Origin of the sequence: Tabrizicola soli, from assembly GCF_015999335.1 — a bacterium.
GTDB lineage: Bacteria > Pseudomonadota > Alphaproteobacteria > Rhodobacterales > Rhodobacteraceae > Tabrizicola > Tabrizicola soli.
This window is the reverse complement of the sequence record NZ_JAEACP010000025.1, coordinates 18,981-35,028: the sequence shown is the minus strand read 5'-3', so window position 1 is coordinate 35,028 and position 16,048 is coordinate 18,981. Positions and strand designations below refer to the sequence as shown.

Genomic DNA, 16,048 nt, shown 5'->3' with positions numbered 1-16,048 from the left:
GCCAAGGATAGTGGCGAAATGTAAACGCCAGATGTCCTGAAAGCCGCAATTTCCTGCATCCTTCGGTTGAGCGGCCTTCCCCGCCTTGGGCAAAAGGCCGCAACACCCTGACGCCGCTTGCGAATCGGCAAGGTTTCGGGAACCACCGGCGCATGATCCTGATCCTGGCGATGGCGCTTGACGCCCTGTTCGGCGAACCGAAGGCGGTCTGGGACCGCCTGCCGCATCCGGCCGTGCTGATGGGCCGGCTGGTGGGCTGGTGCGACCGGCGTTTCAACCGGGGCGCCGCCTTGCGCGCCAAGGGCGTCATCGTGGCCGCCGGCCTGCTTTTCACCGGCCTGGTCCTCGGCTGGCTGATCCACGCGATCCCGGACCATGGCCTTCTGGAACTCCTGACCCTTGCCATCCTGATCGCGCAGAAAAGCCTGGTCGAGCATGTCCGCGCCGTGGCCGGTGCCCTGCGCCGCTCGGTCGTCGAGGGGCGGCAGGCCGTTGCCATGATCGTCGGCCGCGACACCACCGAGATGACCGGCCCCGACATCGCCCGCGCCGCCATCGAAAGCGCGGCCGAGAACCTCTCGGACGGCGTGGTCGCGCCGATCTTCTGGTATCTCCTCCTCGGCCTGCCCGGCATCCTGGCCTACAAGCTGGTCAACACCGCCGACAGCATGATCGGCCACCTGACCCCGAAATATCGCGAATTCGGCTGGGCGTCGGCGCGGCTGGACGACCTCCTGAACCTGATCCCCGCCCGCCTGACCGCGCTTCTGATCGCGCTGACGCATGGCTGGGTCGATCCCGCGCCGATCCTGCGCGATGCGCCCAAGCACCGCAGCCCCAATGCCGGCTGGCCCGAATCCGCGCTGGCCCCGGTGCTGAACGTCGCGCTTTCCGGCCCGCGCAGCTACAACGGCATCCGCAAGCATTATCCCTGGGTCTGGCCCGAAGGCCGCCGCGACCCCGGCCCCGAGGACATCGACGCCGCCGCCAATGCGCTCTGGCGGGTCTGGGCCGCGCTGCTGGCCGTTGCCGTCCTGGTGGCGCTGGCCTAGATTCTCCGCAAAGCCGGAGATCCCATGCGCGCCGCCCTCGTCGTCCTGACCCTCGCCACCCCGGCCGCGGCTGCCCCCTGTGGCGGCGATTTCGGCACCTTCCTCGCGGCGATGCAGGCCGAGGCCGTCGCCGCCGGCGTGCCCGCGGACAAGGCCGGGGAGTTCTTCACGGGCGCCCGGATCGACCAGAAGGTCCTGAAGGCCGACCGCAGCCAGGGCGTCTTTCGCAAGACCTTCCTCGACTTCTCGCAATCGCTGATCTCGAAGCAGCGACTTGCCACCGCAAAGTCCAGGTCGGAAAGCCTGAACACGATCTTTGATCAGGCCGAGGCGGAATATGGCGTCTCGCGCGGGATCCTGCTGGCCTTCTGGGCCTTCGAGACCGATTTCGGCCAGGTCCAGGGCAATTTCAACACCCGCAATGCGCTGCTGACCCTTGCGCACGACTGCCGGCGGCCCGAGCTGTTCCAGCCCCAGGTCCTTGCCGCCGCGCAGTTGCATGCGCTGGACGAGTTCGACCTGGACACCACCGGCGCCTGGGCGGGCGAGATCGGCATGGTCCAGATGCTGCCGAAGGACATCCTGGAGCGCGGGGTGGACGGGGACGGCGACGGGCTCATCCTGCTGAAATCCTCCGAGGCCGATGCGATCCTTTCCGGCGCGCGGATGCTGCAGCATCACGGCTGGCGCGCGGGACAGCCCTGGCTGGCCGAGGTCACCCTGCCCGGGGACTTCGACTGGTCGCTGTCCGGGCTGGAGACGGAACGTGTGACCGAGGACTGGGCGGCGCTTGGCGTCGCGCCGCGGAACGGGCCGCTGGCGCCGGGGCTTGCGGCCTCGATCCTGCTGCCGCAGGGGCGGAAAGGGCCGGCCTTCCTAGCCTATCCGAACTATCGCACCCTGTTCGAATGGAACAAGAGCTTCGTCTACGTCACCACAGCCGCCTATTTCGCCACAAGGATCGAAGGGGCGATCCCCTACGCGGCGGGCGGGCCCGACCCCGCACTTTCGCCCGAAGAGATGACCGCCCTGCAGGAGAAGCTTGCCGCGCTGGGCCATGAGGTCGGCCAGATCGACGGCATCCTCGGCGCCGGCACCCGCAAGGCGGTGCAGAAGGAACAGCTTCGCCTGGGCCTGCCCGCCGACGGCTGGCCGACACGAGACCTCCTGGACGCGCTCTGATGGTCAGCTGGGGCCTCGTCGCGACGGTCAAGGCGAGCGAGGAGAAAGTTCTCGCCTGGGTCGCACATCACCTGTCGATCGGCGCGGGGCATCTCTGGGTCTATTTCGACGACCCTTCCGACCCGGCCCATGCCGCGCTGCAGGGGCACCCGCGCATCACGGCGACCCTGTGCGACGCCGGCTACTGGGCCGACAAGACCCGGCACCACCAGCACCAGAACCGGCAGTCCCGCAACGCCCGCGACGCCTATCTGCAGGCCCGGACCAACTGGCTGGGCCATATCGACGTCGACGAGTTCATCCAGGCCGACCGGCCGCTGGGCGACATCCTGGGCGAGGCCCCGGCCGACCGGCCTGTGGTCAAGCTGGAACCCTTCGAGGCGATGCATGACCCGATGCTGCCCGATGACATCTACACGGCGTCCGAGTTCCGCGGCGCCCTGACGCACGACGTCTGGCGCTTCCGCATGCCCGCGCTGGGTCCCTACAAACGCGTGATCCGCAATGGCATCCTCAGCCATTCGGTCGGCAAGGTCCTGTTCCGCACCGGCATCAAGGGGCTTTCTCCCCGGCTGCACAGCGTGATGCTGCACCGCAAGCGCCTGCCCGCCCCCGACTGGTGCCGCGAGGCGCGGCTTCTGCACTTCCACGCCCAGGACCGCGCCGCCTGGGAGGCCGCGCTGAACTTCCGCGTGCTGCGCGGGGCCTATCAGTTCAACCCGGCGCTGGCAGAGTTCCTTGCCGGGGCCACGCCGGACGAGGTGGACGCCTTCTACCGCCGGACCCAGATCCTGCCGATGGATGTCTCGCGCGAATTGCAGGCGATCGGCCGGGTGGTCACGGCCAGGCTGGCCCTGCGCGAAAAGGTCGCCGGCCTCCGCGCGGGGGCCTTCGGCTAGACATTCACCAGCGTCAGCGCGGCCCGGCGGAAAGTGGCCATGATCTGCGTCCGCTCGGTTTCGGAAACCCCGGTCTCCACCATGGCGCGGTCCATCAGCGCCAGCCAGTCCTCGGCGTCCTGCAGGCGGATGTCCACATGGGCGTGGATCTCGCGCAGGTTCATGTGGCCGTGACGCTCGTGATAATAGCGCCGGCCGCCGAAGAAGCCGCAGAGGAATTCGAACTGTTCGGGGCGGACATGGGCGAGACCGTGGCCCTTGAGGTGCATCTCCATGATCGCCTTGCCCTGCGGCAGGGTCTCGATCAAGTCGTAGAAATGGTTCACCAGCAAGTGGACCTTGGACTCACCGCCAATGCGCTCGATCATCGGGTCCATGCGCGGCTTCCTCTCAGCTTTGCGGCCGGGTCTTCTTCGGGTCGTAATGCGACAGCGGCACGATCACCGCCGGCAGCCGCTTCTGCTGGCCGTCCAGCTTGCCCACTTCCAGCGCCGTTCCCACCTCGGCATGGGCCACGTCCACCCGCGCCAGCGCGATGTTCTTGCCCAGGATCGGCGAGCGGATCGAGGAGGTCACCTCGCCCACCTGCGCCCGGCCGACATGCAGGCAGTCGCCGTGGCCGACGTCGACGTTCGAATCGATGTCGAGGCCGACGAACTTGCGGCTGGGATGCTCTTTCCGGCGGATCAGCGCATCACGCCCGACGAAATCGTCGGTCTTGGACTTGAGCGGCACGGTAAAGCCGATCCCGGCCTCGAACGGGTCGGTCTGGTCGGAAAAATCGTAGCCGGCAAAGATCAGCCCGGCCTCGATCCGCACCATGTCCAGCGCGGCCAGGCCCATCGGCTTCAGCCCCAGGTCAGCGCCATTGGCCCAGACCGCATCGTAGACCGCCGAACCGTCCTTCGGATGGCAGAAGACCTCGAAGCCCAGCTCGCCCGTGTAGCCCGTCCGCGACACCACCACCGGCGCGCCCGACGGCCCGCCAATCCGGCCGACGGTGAAGCGGAACCAGCCCAGCTCCTCGATCGTCGGCTGGTGCGGCGCGGTCCAGATCATGCGCTTCATGATCTCGCGGCTGTTCGGACCCTGGACGGCAAGGTTGTGCAACTGGTCCGTGGACGACCGCACCATCGCCTGCAGGCCCAGCTTTTCGGCCTGCTCCCGGATCCAGTGCCCGCCATATTCGTCGCCGCCGATCCAGCGGAACTGGTCGCGGCCCAGGCGGAACACGGTGCCGTCGTCGATCATCCCGCCATGCTCATAGCACATGGCGGAATAGACCACCTGGCCCTGGCTCAGCTTCTTCATGTCGCGGGTCAGCACCCATTGCATCAGCGCCTCGGCGTCCGGGCCGGTCACCTCCCACTTGCGCAGGGGGGACAGGTCCAGCACCACGGCGGCCTGACGGCAGGCCCAGTATTCCTCCAGCGCACCGTTCTGCGAATAGACCTGCGGCAGCCAGTAGCCCTTGTATTCCACCACGTTGCGGGTCTTCTGGCTGATCCGGTCGTGGAAGGCGGTTTCCTTGGTCATCTTCGGCTCCGAGGCGGGCGTGGGGCGATAGGCGATGGAACGGGAGAATTTCTCCGCCCCGGAATAGGTGCGGACATGGATGTCCGAGAGATACCAGCCATTCGCCGGCGACGTGTCGTCCGGGCAGGCCGAGTTCACGCAGACGATGTCGGTCAGCGCCCGGAACAGCACATAGTCGCCGGGCCGCGACCAGGGTTCGTCGCTGATCAGGACGCCATGTGAATCGATGTTCGTATTGAAGAACAGGTTCACCGCCATCCAGCCGGGCCGCGGGTCCACCCCATGCTGCGCCAGCGCCTTGTTGAAATTGTCCGAGCAGTTGACATGGCCCGGATAGCCGATGTCGTCATAATATTTCGACGCGCAGGCCATGGCGAAGGCATCGTGCCGGCCGACGGTATCCTGCACCACCTCGACCAGCGGCACCCAGTCCTGGTCGAAATATTTCGAATGCAGGCCGGGCATCGAATAGGCATGCCCCATCAACGTGCGGCTGGTCGTCACGTCCAGCGCGTGCTGGATGCCCTTGTCCAGCTTGCGGGCGTCGAAGCACTGGAAGTCGGTGCATTGCCGCCCGTCGACGTCGAGGATTTGGATATAGTCGCCGGCCTTGACGAAATAGCTCTCGGCCGTGGCCGACTTCACCCGCAGGTCCAGGATCGGATCGGCCAGCGGGTCGGGCAGGTCATACTGGCCGACCATCCGGGGCCTGGCCCTTTGCACCAGCAGGGTGACCTGCGTCGCGGTATCCTGCGCTTCGGGCGCCATCGGCAGGCCGGGGGCGGCGGCGACCAGCCAGCCATCGTCCAGCGCGGTCAGTTCGGCCCTGGCCCCGGCCAGAGTTTCCGACCCGAACAGACGAAGGCCCCCGGCCTTGCCAAGGTCGATCTTCCGCGCCGCCAGTCCCTTGCGCAGCCGGGCCAGGCTCTCCTCGCCCGAGGCAAGCATCGCCTTCAGCCCTTCGGCCGGGGAATTCGCCGCCTGTCCCAGGATCGCCGCGTCGATCCGCCCATCCTTCGCCGCCGCGACCAGTTCGACGGGTTGGCCGCCCTCGTCGTTGACAAGCGTCAGCCGGTCGCCCGTCATCAGCTGGATGAGCAGCGCCCCGCCGCCGGGAACGACATGACGCTCCTGCCCGGCGTGGCGCGAATAGCCTTGCGGCGTCAGGATCCGGCTGGGGCGCGGCGGACCTTGCAGAATGGCGGGATAGTCGAGCATGGTTTCCCCCGTGGGCGGCACGCCGTCTTTAATGAGGATAAAACTTGTTCATCACCAAGAATAGCGACAGGGTCATTTTGACGCAAGCAATCGATGTGTGGAAAGCTGCAAAATGCTGGCATTGAGTTTCGGCCTGACCGCCGCCCTGGTCTGGGCGGGCCACGACCTCCTGGCGCGGAAGCTGACGCAAGGCGCGATGCTGTTGCCGATCATGCTGGTGGTCTTCGGTGCGGGAAGCCTTGCCCTGGCGCCGGTCGCGCTGGCGCTCGGGGACTGGACGGCGATGACCAATGGCGCCATCTCGGTGGCGCTGGCCTATGGGCTGGCCTATGCGTTGGCGGGCGGCGCGCTGTATCGGGCCTTCAGCCTTGCGCCGGTGCGGCTTGTCTCGCCGGTGATCGGGGCCTTCCCGATGCTCTCGCTGGTCATCGCCGCCGCGCAGGGCCAGCCGGTCACGGCGGGAGACTGGATTTCGGTGGTGGCGATCGTCCTGGGCATCGCCATCGTCGCCACCGCCTCGCGCGAGGATGGGCCCGAAGGCTATGCCGCTCCCGCTGCGGTGGCGATGGGCTGGGCCGGGCTCAGCGCGGCGGGCTTCGCCATGAGCTTCGCGCTCGGGCAGGAGGCGGCGCGCCAGGGGGCCGAACTGCCGGTCATGCTGATCGGGCGGGTCGCCGCCCTCGCCGCGATCCTCGGCATTGCGCTGCTGCGACGCGCCCGGCTTGCCCCGGCGCCGGGACAGGCCTGGCTTCTGGTGCTGATGGGGGCCTTCGACGCGCTGGCGCTGGGGCTGGTAACCGCCGCCGGGCAATTGCCACGCGCCGAATATGCCTCGGTCGCCGCGTCGCTGTTCGGCGTCCTGACCGTGGTGCTGGCCGCCTGGATCCTGCGGGAGCGGGTCCGGCCGCTGCAATGGCTGGGCGTGTTGACCGTCTTCAGCGGGATCGGCGGCCTGGGCCTGCAAAGCCTGGCGCAGGGTGGGTGAGTCACCGCCCTGCCCTTGCGCCCTTACTCCGCCGCCTCCACCCGAACCGGCGCGCGGCGCATCGACTGGGTCAGCCGTCGCTCGTCCCGTGGGGACACGCCGAAAAGCTCGGTATAGTGCCGGATCATCGGGCTTGACGTCATGTAGCCCACCGAAGCCGCGATCTCGCGCAGCGAGTCGTTGGAATACAGCACCCGCTGCCGGGCCTTCATCAGCCGCAGGTGGTGATAATACCGCAAGGGGCTCTGCCCGGTCTCGCGCTTGAAGGTCCGCTCGAAATGCCGGCCCGACAGGCCCACCGCCGCTGCCACGTCGGGGATGCGCAACGGGTCCTCGACATGGGTCTCGAACAGCCGGATCGCCTCGCGGATCGGAGCGGGCAGCGTGTCGGTGGTGCCGCCGGCGCGGGCCACCGGGACCTTCTGGCTGGCATTGGCATCGCGCACGAAGGGGTGCTGGAACCAGCAGGCCACCTCGGTCATGCAGTCGCGGCCGAGCCGGTCCTCGATCAGGCGCAGCATCAGGTCGAACACCGCCCCCGCGCCGCTGGCCGTGATCCGCCGCCCCTCGATCAGGATCGCCGCCTCGCGTGCCTCGATGCCGGGGAAGTCGGACTTGAACGCCGCTTCATAGCACCAGTGGACCGAGCACGGCCGCCCCTCCATCAGCCCCGCCCTTGCCAGCGGAAAGATCCCGCCGGAGAAGGCGCCCAGCGTTGCCCCGGTCCGGTCCAGCCAGCGCAGCCGGGCCGGCGAGCGGCGGGGATCGGCATATTCCGCCGTGGGTGGCGAGAGGAGGTAGAGGTGATCCAGCCCCTCGGCCTCCAGCAGCGTCGCGTCGGGATCAAACCCGATGTCGGCGCTCGACCGCACGGGCGCCGGGCTTTCGGCGACCAGCGACCAGACGAATTCCTTGCGGCCCCGGATCTCGTTCGCGGCGCGCAAGGGCTCGATGGCCGAGGTCAGGCAGGCCATCGGGAAACCGGGGAACAGCAGGAACCCCAGCCGCAGCGGGGGCGTGGCCGGGGCGCGATCAGTCATCGGGCCACCACCCGGGCGAGGTCGGCGCCCCGTCGTCATGTTTCGCCAGCCATTCCACCATGGCCGGACGGTTGCGCAGGAAGCCCTTGTAGGTCGCCAGTTCCTCGGGCAGGTCGCGGATCACCCGGTGCAGGCGGCGGGCCCATTTCGGCACGGTCACGATCTCGTCGAAGCTGGCCAGGTAGCAGCGGATGTCGAAGGCGATCGCGTTCGACCGGGGCAGGCGGTAAAGCGTCTGCAACTCCACCCGCAGATGCTGTTTCTGGCCCAGGTTCTCGGGCGTCAGGGTCGCCTTCATCGGCCCCCATTTCGGATAGGTCTCGGGCGCGGTGTCCAGCAGCGGGTTCACCGTCATCGTCCAGTTGAACCGCCGCACCGGCGCGCCATGCTGCAGCTTGAGCAGGAACTTCAGCGCCCGGTCGAAGACGCCCTTCTCATGCGCCAGCGGGACCGGCGCATGCCATTCGTGGAAGTTCATGCCGACGTCGAAATCCACCGACCAGTCCGCCTGGCTGGTCGCGATCCCCGCATCCATCCAGAGCGTCCCGTCGCGCTCGTCCTGCAGCGTCCAGTCGCCCTGGGTCTGGCGCATGATGTATTCGAACGGCCCGTAGGGCAGAGTCGATTCGTCCAGGAATGTGAACGACTGTTCGATACCCAGCGGCCGGTTGATCCAGTGCCAGCGGTTGCCGTCCTTGGTCAGGCTGAACCACTGCGGATAATCCCGGGCCTTGGCCTCCATGACCAGTTCCAGCGTGTCCCAGCCGGCCAGCGTCATGTGCGGCAGCGACTGGCAGCGCAGCGGATCGTCCGCCAGGACCTTGGCGCGGTCCTTCATCTCGGCGACATAATGTTCGTCCACGTCGAAGATGTGCTCGAACACCGAACCGGGGCGGCCGGGCACATGCGGCTCCATGTTGACCGAATACATGTAGTCGTCGCGGTCGAACGGGAACGGGAACCGGCGCGGGTTCGAGTTGCGATAGGTGAAATCGCCGCGGAAGGTCTCGTCGCGGAAGAAGTCGTTGAAGGCTCCGGTCTTGAAATCAAGGCTCATCGTCGTCTCCTATCGGTCGATGACGAGGGTCTTGCCCTCGAAGCGGCTGACGCAGGGCATGATCTTCTGGTTCGACGCCTGTTCTTCCGGCGTCAGCCAGTGGTCGCGGTGCAGGATCGTGCCGTCGCATTTGTGAACATTCGTTTCGCATTGCCCGCAGGCTCCGCCGCGGCAGAGGTAGGGCGCGTCGACGCCGCTGGCCTCCATCGCCTCGAGCAGGGACTGGGTGGGCCCGACGGTGATGGTCTTGCCGCTGGCCGCAAGCTCGACCTGGAACGGAAGACCCGTGCCGGGGGCCAGGAACTCCTCGGAATGCAGCGCCTGTTTCGGCCAGCCCAGGCTTTCGGCGGTCGACAGCACCCAGGCGATCATGCCCTTCGGCCCGCAGACGTAGAGATGCGTCCCGATCGGCTGATTGGCGAGGACCCGCTTCAGGTCGATCTGCTGGCCCAGCTCGTCGAAGTAGCAATGCACCCGGTCGGGATGCGCCGCCGTCAGCCGGTCCATGTAGGCGCCCAGCGGCTTGGACCGGGCCGAATAATGCAGTTCGAACTTGCCGCCGAAATGCGTCAGCTGCGCGATCTGCGCCAGGAAGGGCGTGATCCCGATCCCGCCCGCGATCATCAGGTGCTTCTTCGCCCGGTTGTCCAGCGCGAACAGGTTCACCGGGTTCGACAGCACCATCTCCATCCCCGGCGCCACATGCCGGTGCATGAACAGAGAGCCCCCGCGGCCCGCCTCATCGCGGCGCACGCTGATCTCATAGCCCGAACGGTCCTCGGGGTCGGACATCAGCGAATAGGGATTCAGCCGGCGCGTGCCCTGGTCGTCCATCTCGACCACCGTATGCGCCCCGCCGGAAAAGGCCGGCAGCTCGGACCCGTCGCGGGCGACGAAGCGGAACCGCTTGATCAGCTCGTTGACCTCGACGACCTCGGCCACCCGGACCTGGAGTTTCGCGCCCCCGCTCATTTGAACCTCACCACGCTTTCCGGCACCTGGCCGGGGTCTTCCGCGTCGATGTTGACGCCCTGAAAGGCCGCCATCCGGCGCGAGTAATGATCGCGGACGAAAAGGTTCAGCCCGCAATGGCTGCATTTGAACGGGTCGGTCGCCACGTTCTCGGTAATGCCCTTGCAATGCACGCATTGCACCCGGCGCACGGTCGATCCCCGGTGTTCCTTCTGGACCGACGCATGCGGGAAGCCGGTGTTCATGACCTCGCGCTCGGCCTGGCCAATCAGCCCCTCGGTGCCGGCAAGGTAGAACTGCGTGCCCATATGGGCGGCAGAGAGGACCCTTGCAAGGCGCGGCAAGAGCGCCGGGATCGTGGGCGCGCGGAAGAGTTGCGCCACGCCAAGCGCCTCGAGCGCCGCACTCTGGTCGGTGCCGTTCGGGCCGGGGGTATAGAGGACCTGCGCAGCGGCGAGCATTGCCGAACGGTCGTTCGCCTTTCCGAACAGCGCGACCACCGCCTCGGCCCCTTCGCCGTCGGCGATGATCAGGTGCTGGCTGGCGGGCCGCGGCTCGAGCGGCGCATAGACCGGGCGGCTGGTGATCGAAGGTGCGCCCACGGGGATGAGAGTTGTCGTCACGGGATCCGGTTCCTTGGAGGATGGGGTCCGCCGCAAGCGACGGACCCCGATGCAAAGATCAGCCCTTCGCGCTGCGCCGCTTCTTCTCGACGTCGTAGAACGGCAGCGAATGCGTCTCGGCCGCGATCTTGCCATGGGTGGCGCAGTTCACGACGACCTTCTTGCCATCGACGGCCAGATCGACCGGCAGCCGCGCGATCGCCACCGTCCAGTCGTTCAGCGGCGAGTACATCGCCTGGGTCACGACCCCGACCTGTCTGCCGTCCGAGAAGACCGGCGCGCCGTTGCCGGGGACGTTCTTGCCCTCGAGCTTCAGGCCCCAGATCTTGAAACGCTCCTTGCCCTTCAGCCGGTAATGCTCCTCGGCACCGCGGAAGCCGGTCTTGCCGGGCGAGACGGTGAAGTCGAGGCCCAGTTCCCACAGCGTGTCGCCGGGACCCTCGTTCTCGAACGGATACATTTCCGAGTTGTCGTAGGGGAAGAACAGCAGGTAGCTCTCGCTGCGCAGCATGTCCAGCGTGGTGAAGCGGCAGGGGATGATCCCCATCGACTTGCCCTCTTCCAGGATGCGGTCCCAGATTTCCACGGCATCCTGGCCACGGCAGAAGATCTCGTAGCCGCGCTCGCCGGTATAGCCGGTGCGCGACAGCGTGATCGGCTTGCCGAACAGGCTGGTCGGCATGTGGCTGAAATAGGCCAGGTCGCGCACGCCGGGGACGTGCTTTTCCAGGAAGTCGACTGCCATCGGCCCCTGCAGCGACAGATCGTGCAGGTTGTCGTCGAAGCGGATCGAGACATCGCGGCCGGTTGCCGCCATCGTCAGCTGCTCATGACCCTGGCCCGAGCCGTGCACGACCATGAAGCTGTTCGGCCCCATGCGGTAGATCACGCAGTCGTCGACGAACTTGCCGGCGTCGTTCAGCATGCAGGCATAGACCGCGCGGCCCGGCATCAGCTTTTCGACGTTCCGCGTCGTGGCGCGCTCGATCACATGGCTGGCGGCATGGCCGGTGATGTGGACCTTCTTCAGGCCCGAGACGTCCATCAGCCCGGCCTTGGTGCGGATCGCCATGTATTCGGCATCCGGGTCACCCTTTTCATAGGACCAGGCCGTACCCATCCCGCTCCAGTCTTCCAGGTTGGAGCCGAGGGCCCGGTGACGATCGCCCAGAGTCGAGAAGCGCCAGGAATTGGTCATGCGTTTACTCCCGTTTGCATGTTTGTTTTTTCGCCAGTTTCAGGCGATTCTCGCCAGAAATCAATAATGAAATGCAACAAAATTTCTTATGGGAAAACAAACGTGAAAGAAAAAGGCCGCCCGGTCCGGGCGGCCTTCCCACTTCTTGCGCAGCGTCACGGCAGGACGAAGAACCAGTTCGCCCAGAGAACGACGCAGGCGCCGGCGACCAGCGCCAGATAGGGCCGGATCCCCGCCTTGCGCTCACCCAGCTCGCCATAGGGCAGGCCGAGATCCTCATAGGCCTCTTTCGGGAACTTGCCGCCGTCGACGATGTAGTGGCGATACCAGAACACCGGGAAGATGAACGAGGCGAAGATCACCCCCGACAGCAGGGCGTTCTCATAGCCCCAGACCTTGGCGCCCGCGCCCAGGAACAGGGCGTTGACGAAGGCCAGGCAGGTGTTCAGCCCGATCAGCCAGGTCGGCGCCTTCCACGGCCGGTCCATATGGGCGCTGTCGAGGCGGTGGATCCAGCCGGCGTTCAGGTTCAGGAAGTTGAACAGGATATAGCCGACGTTCGAGATCGCGAGGACATAGAAATAGCCCCCCGCATCCGAGGCCAGCGCCAGCAGGAAGATGTTGAACGCCACATCCGTCCACATCGCCTTGCGCGGCGCGCCATGCTCGTTGACGGTGCCGAGGAACTTCGGCAGCCAGCCATCGCGCGATCCCTGGTAGAGCGTGCGCGACGAGCCCGCCATCGCGGTCATGATCGCCAGGAACAGCGCGATGATCATCAGGATCACGAAGATCTGGGTGATCACCGGCCCGCCGCCGATCATGTTGCCCAGGGCCTCGCCGACGCCGGTGCCCTCGACGATGCCCGGATCCTGCATCCCGGTCTCGCCCATGACGCCCTGGAACGAGAAGGGAATCAGGAAGAAGAACACGATGCAGAGAAGGCCCGAGTAGAAGATCGCCCGGAAGGTGTCGCGCCGGGGATCCTTCAGCTCGCGGGTATAGCAGACCGCGGTCTCGAAGCCGTAGGTCGACCAGGCCGCAATATACATGCCGCCCAGGAACAGGGTCCAGCCGCCGATGTTCCACTCGCCATTCTCGCCCGCGTTGGGCGGGGTCAGGTTGGTGACGTTCATCCAGTCGATCGACCCGGTCAGGATCGGGACCAGACCCACCAGCAGCAGCGGAATCAGCACGACCAGCGCCAGCCATTTCTGCGCCGAGGCGGTCGAGGCGATGCCGCGCTCCTGGATCGCCAGGATGATCAGCATCAGCGCGACGCCGATGATGAAGGTCGAGTTGAAGTGCAGCGTGCCAAGCGCCGGGATGGTGATCTGGAACGCCTCGTAGACCCGGAACCAGGGCGTCAGCGCCGAAACGCCGTCCGATGCCGCAACCGCCTGGATCGCCGCCTCGGCCGTCACGCCCGCATTCGCGGCCATGTAGTCGACGACCGACTGCGTTTCCGCGGTGTAGCTGGCGATGTTCGCCGCCACCCAGTCCAGCACCGGCTGGCTCTCGGCCAGGGGGATCGGGAAGAGCGCGTTCAGGATGTAGCCCGCCGCGATGGCGCAGCCGAGCGACAGCACCGGCGACCAGGCGAACCAGTTGCACCAGACCGACAGGGGCGCGATCAGCTTGCCGTAGCGCAGCCAGGCCGTCGCGCCATAGACCGAGGTGCCGCCCGACTTGTTGCCGAACATCCCCGCCATCTCGGCATAGGTGAAGCTTTGCGAAAACCCCATGAGCATGGACAGCATCCAGACCACGAAGGCATATTGCCCCACGGTCCCGGCGATCCCGCCAATCGAAAACAGCACCAGCGGCGGCACGCCCGCGGCGACCCAGAAGGCCCCCTGCCAGCTCAGCGCCCGGACCATCTGGCCCGATCCGGGTTCCGCCGCCCGGGCGATCTGGCCCGTTCCTATTTCAGTGGTCATTCCCTCTCTCCTGTTGGAAGAAGCGGAGGAATCCGGCCCCTGCCCTCCTGCATGGCCCCAATGGTCCGCTTCGCGTTTTCGGTTCCGCCTGGACGTGGTGCGTGATCAGCAGATCCGCGGTTTTTCCTTCGTCCCGGGGGCGGTCAGGTCGTTTCCCGTGACCCGATGGCGGAAGGAAAGCACGGTCCAGCCTTCAAGGCGAGAGATATTTTAATTCTACGAAAAATTGTTTCCCTGCGTTTGGCCGCTGCTCCGGGGCCTGCCTGCAGGGGGGCAAGGGGCGCGCCGCAGGGTCGCGGCGCGCCGGCTTCGTCAGTTGCGCAGATAGCTTTCCATCGAATCCTCCAGCGCGTCCTTCCAGGGCGTGTGGTGGATCGGGGCCATCGTCCCGGTGATGACCGAGCGGTAGGCATCGTTGCGGAAGGCCATGATGTCCTGCTTCTTGTGGTCCTTCCATTCGAAGAAGGCTTCGCAGGCGCCATCCACGTCGAAGGACGGATAGTCCGTCTCGGCGATCAGCTCCTTCACATAGTCGCCCTGGTAGTGGATCGCGTCATGCGCGTCCTCGCCCGCGTCCTCGCCCGCCACCCGGTCCTCGACATCCTTCAAGAGAACCGCCTTGTCGGTCGGGATCTCGATCTTGCCCATGATCGCATCGCGCACCCACCAGGCCTGGGCGTCGAACATGTTGAAGGTGAACCACTGGTCCTGCATGCCGACGTAGAACAGCTTCGGATTATGGACCCAGGCCACGCCCTTGTAGAGGTCCGCCGTCGCCAGCCGGTTCGCCGTCTTCAGCCGCAGGTCGTCCGGCAGGAACGGGAAATGGTGCTTGTAGCCGGTGCACAGGATGATCGCATCCACCTTCCTGGACGTTCCGTCCGCGAAATAGGCGGTGGTCTCGTCCACCCGCTCCAGCTTCGGCACTTCCTTCCAGTTGTCGGGCCATTTGAAGCCCATCGGCGCGTTGCGGTAGGCCACGGTGATCGAGTTCGCGCCGTATTTCCAGCACTGCGACCCGATGTCCTCGGCCGAGTAGGACGAGCCGAGCAACAGCAGGTCCTTGCCCGCAAACTCGCGTGCGTCACGGAAGTCGTGCGCATGCAGGACACGGCCGTTGAACTTGTCGAAGCCGGGGTATTCGGGGACGTTCGGCACCGAGAAATGGCCGGAGGCCACGATCACGTTGTCGAACTCCTCGGAATACATCCGGTCGGCCTTCAGGTCATGCACCGTGACGGTGAAATTGCCCTTGTCCTCGTTGTAGTTGACCATGCGGACGGTGGTGCAGAAGCGGATCCAGTCGCGTACCTTGGCCTTGTTCACCCGGCCCTCGATATAATCGAACAGCACCGCCCGCGGCGGGTAGCTGGCGATCTGCTTGCCGAAATGTTCCTCGAAGGAGTAGTCGGCGAACTCAAGGCCCTCTTTCGGTCCGTTGGACCAGAGATAGCGGTACATGGAACAGTGCACCGGCTCGCCATGCTCATCCAGGCCGGTCCGCCAGGTGTAGTTCCACAAGCCGCCCCAGTTCGACTGCTTCTCGAAGCAGACGATCTCGGGGATGTCCTCGCCTTTCGCCTTTGCCGACTGGAACGCGCGCAGCTGCGCCAGCCCGGACGGGCCCGCTCCGATGACGGCGACTCTCTTCTTCATGTGATACCTCCGGGAAGTTGGATTGGCTGCGGCAATTCGTCGCCGTCTTGCCGGCAACGTAAAAGCAAAGTTGCGTGTGTGTCAAATCTTCTTCCCGAAGGTGAAAAGGCAAGACCCCGGAAGGCTCTCGCCTTCCGGGGTCCTACTCATACCTTCCGCCGGAAATTCTGGCAGGGCACTCGTTATCTCGCAACGGTAACGGTGCAACCCGCCTGGCCGGCCACTTCCGCCGCGACCGAGCCCAGCACCAGCCGCTTGACGCCGCGCTTGTCGCCGGTCCCCATCACGATCTGATCCGCGCCCAACTCCTCGGCATAGGCGATGATCGCCTGTCCGGCCGCGCGCGAGATCACCACCGCCGAGCCGATGTCGGTCGCCCCGGCCGCCCTCGCCTTCTCCTCGGCCTTGGCCAGAAGCGCCTCGGCCTCTTCGTCGGTCCATTGGTTGATGGTCGGGCCACGTGCGCCGCCCACGGCCAGATTAACCGCACAGATCGTCAGATGCGCCCCGGTCAGTTTGGCCAGTTCCGCAGCCTGCACCAGACCGACGTCCGAATGGTCGGAACCATCGACCGGGCAAAGGATCTTCTTCGTCATCGCCTGCACCCTTCCTTCCGCTTTTCCATGTGTGAATGATGTCATCAAACGGGCAGGTTTGCCTTGACCTGCATCAACACTCCTCTTGTTTACG

At 66.1% G+C, this 16,048-nt stretch carries 14 protein-coding genes; 4 read left to right on the top strand and 10 right to left on the bottom strand.

Annotated elements, in window-relative coordinates; translation table 11 throughout:
* Positions 1–152 precede the first annotated feature (152 nt).
* The 3 genes from cbiB to I7S92_RS19775 are packed head-to-tail and all read left to right on the top strand — an operon-like array spanning position 153 to position 3,133.
* Positions 153–1,052, top strand: a complete 900-nt coding sequence (gene cbiB / locus I7S92_RS19785) for an adenosylcobinamide-phosphate synthase CbiB (protein WP_197647239.1) — start codon at positions 153–155, stop codon at positions 1,050–1,052.
* A gap of 24 nt (positions 1,053–1,076) precedes the next feature.
* Positions 1,077–2,234 carry a lytic murein transglycosylase gene (locus I7S92_RS19780; RefSeq protein WP_197647238.1) on the top strand — a complete coding sequence of 386 codons (1,158 nt, stop codon included), beginning with the start codon at positions 1,077–1,079 and terminating at the stop codon, positions 2,232–2,234.
* Entirely contained in the window at positions 2,234–3,133 is a 900-nt protein-coding gene (locus tag I7S92_RS19775) for a glycosyltransferase family 2 protein (RefSeq protein ID WP_197647237.1), read from the top strand. Before I7S92_RS19780 ends, I7S92_RS19775 begins: the two co-directional genes overlap by 1 nt.
* Here the strand turns inward: I7S92_RS19775 and I7S92_RS19770 are convergent.
* Positions 3,130–3,510 (bottom strand): group II truncated hemoglobin, encoded by a 381-nt coding sequence (locus tag I7S92_RS19770; protein WP_197647236.1) that lies wholly within the window; start codon positions 3,508–3,510, stop codon positions 3,130–3,132. The two genes, I7S92_RS19775 and I7S92_RS19770, sit on opposite strands and share 4 nt — an antisense overlap.
* Before the next feature lie 13 nt (positions 3,511–3,523).
* The gene (locus tag I7S92_RS19765; RefSeq protein ID WP_197647235.1) at positions 3,524–5,887 is read right to left on the bottom strand and encodes a trimethylamine N-oxide demethylase; all 2,364 of its coding nucleotides are present in this window, start codon (positions 5,885–5,887) and stop codon (positions 3,524–3,526) included.
* A 112-nt stretch (positions 5,888–5,999) separates the two neighbouring features.
* Here I7S92_RS19765 and I7S92_RS19760 point away from each other — a divergent pair, with 112 nt between their 5' ends.
* Entirely contained in the window at positions 6,000–6,872 is an 873-nt protein-coding gene (locus I7S92_RS19760; protein ID WP_197647234.1) for an EamA family transporter, read from the top strand.
* Between the two features lie 23 nt (positions 6,873–6,895).
* On the opposite strand, the gene I7S92_RS19755 is transcribed toward I7S92_RS19760, so the two are convergent.
* From I7S92_RS19755 to I7S92_RS19720, 8 genes are all read right to left on the bottom strand, one after another.
* Complete coding sequence (locus I7S92_RS19755; protein ID WP_197647233.1) at positions 6,896–7,912, bottom strand: GlxA family transcriptional regulator; 1,017 nt, start codon at positions 7,910–7,912, stop codon at positions 6,896–6,898.
* Positions 7,905–8,969, bottom strand: a complete 1,065-nt coding sequence (locus I7S92_RS19750) for a heme-dependent oxidative N-demethylase family protein (protein WP_197647232.1) — start codon at positions 8,967–8,969, stop codon at positions 7,905–7,907. The genes I7S92_RS19755 and I7S92_RS19750 overlap by 8 nt, the downstream gene beginning before the upstream one ends.
* Before the next feature lie 9 nt (positions 8,970–8,978).
* Positions 8,979–9,941, bottom strand: a complete 963-nt coding sequence (locus I7S92_RS19745) for a PDR/VanB family oxidoreductase (RefSeq protein ID WP_197647231.1) — start codon at positions 9,939–9,941, stop codon at positions 8,979–8,981.
* The gene (locus I7S92_RS19740; protein ID WP_197647230.1) at positions 9,938–10,564 is read right to left on the bottom strand and encodes a dimethylamine monooxygenase subunit DmmA family protein; all 627 of its coding nucleotides are present in this window, start codon (positions 10,562–10,564) and stop codon (positions 9,938–9,940) included. Before I7S92_RS19740 ends, I7S92_RS19745 begins: the two co-directional genes overlap by 4 nt.
* A 58-nt stretch (positions 10,565–10,622) precedes the next feature.
* Positions 10,623–11,762 carry an aminomethyl transferase family protein gene (locus I7S92_RS19735; protein WP_197647229.1) on the bottom strand — a complete coding sequence of 380 codons (1,140 nt, stop codon included), beginning with the start codon at positions 11,760–11,762 and terminating at the stop codon, positions 10,623–10,625.
* Between the two features lie 155 nt (positions 11,763–11,917).
* Positions 11,918–13,702 (bottom strand): trimethylamine N-oxide permease, encoded by a 1,785-nt coding sequence (locus tag I7S92_RS19730; RefSeq protein WP_197647228.1) that lies wholly within the window; start codon positions 13,700–13,702, stop codon positions 11,918–11,920.
* 312 nt (positions 13,703–14,014) lie between these two features.
* On the bottom strand, positions 14,015–15,358 hold the full coding sequence (locus tag I7S92_RS19725) for a trimethylamine monooxygenase (protein ID WP_197647227.1): 1,344 nt from the start codon (positions 15,356–15,358) through the stop codon (positions 14,015–14,017).
* 182 nt (positions 15,359–15,540) lie between these two features.
* The gene (locus I7S92_RS19720) at positions 15,541–15,954 is read right to left on the bottom strand and encodes a universal stress protein (protein WP_197647226.1); all 414 of its coding nucleotides are present in this window, start codon (positions 15,952–15,954) and stop codon (positions 15,541–15,543) included.
* Between the last annotated feature and the right edge of the window lie 94 nt (positions 15,955–16,048).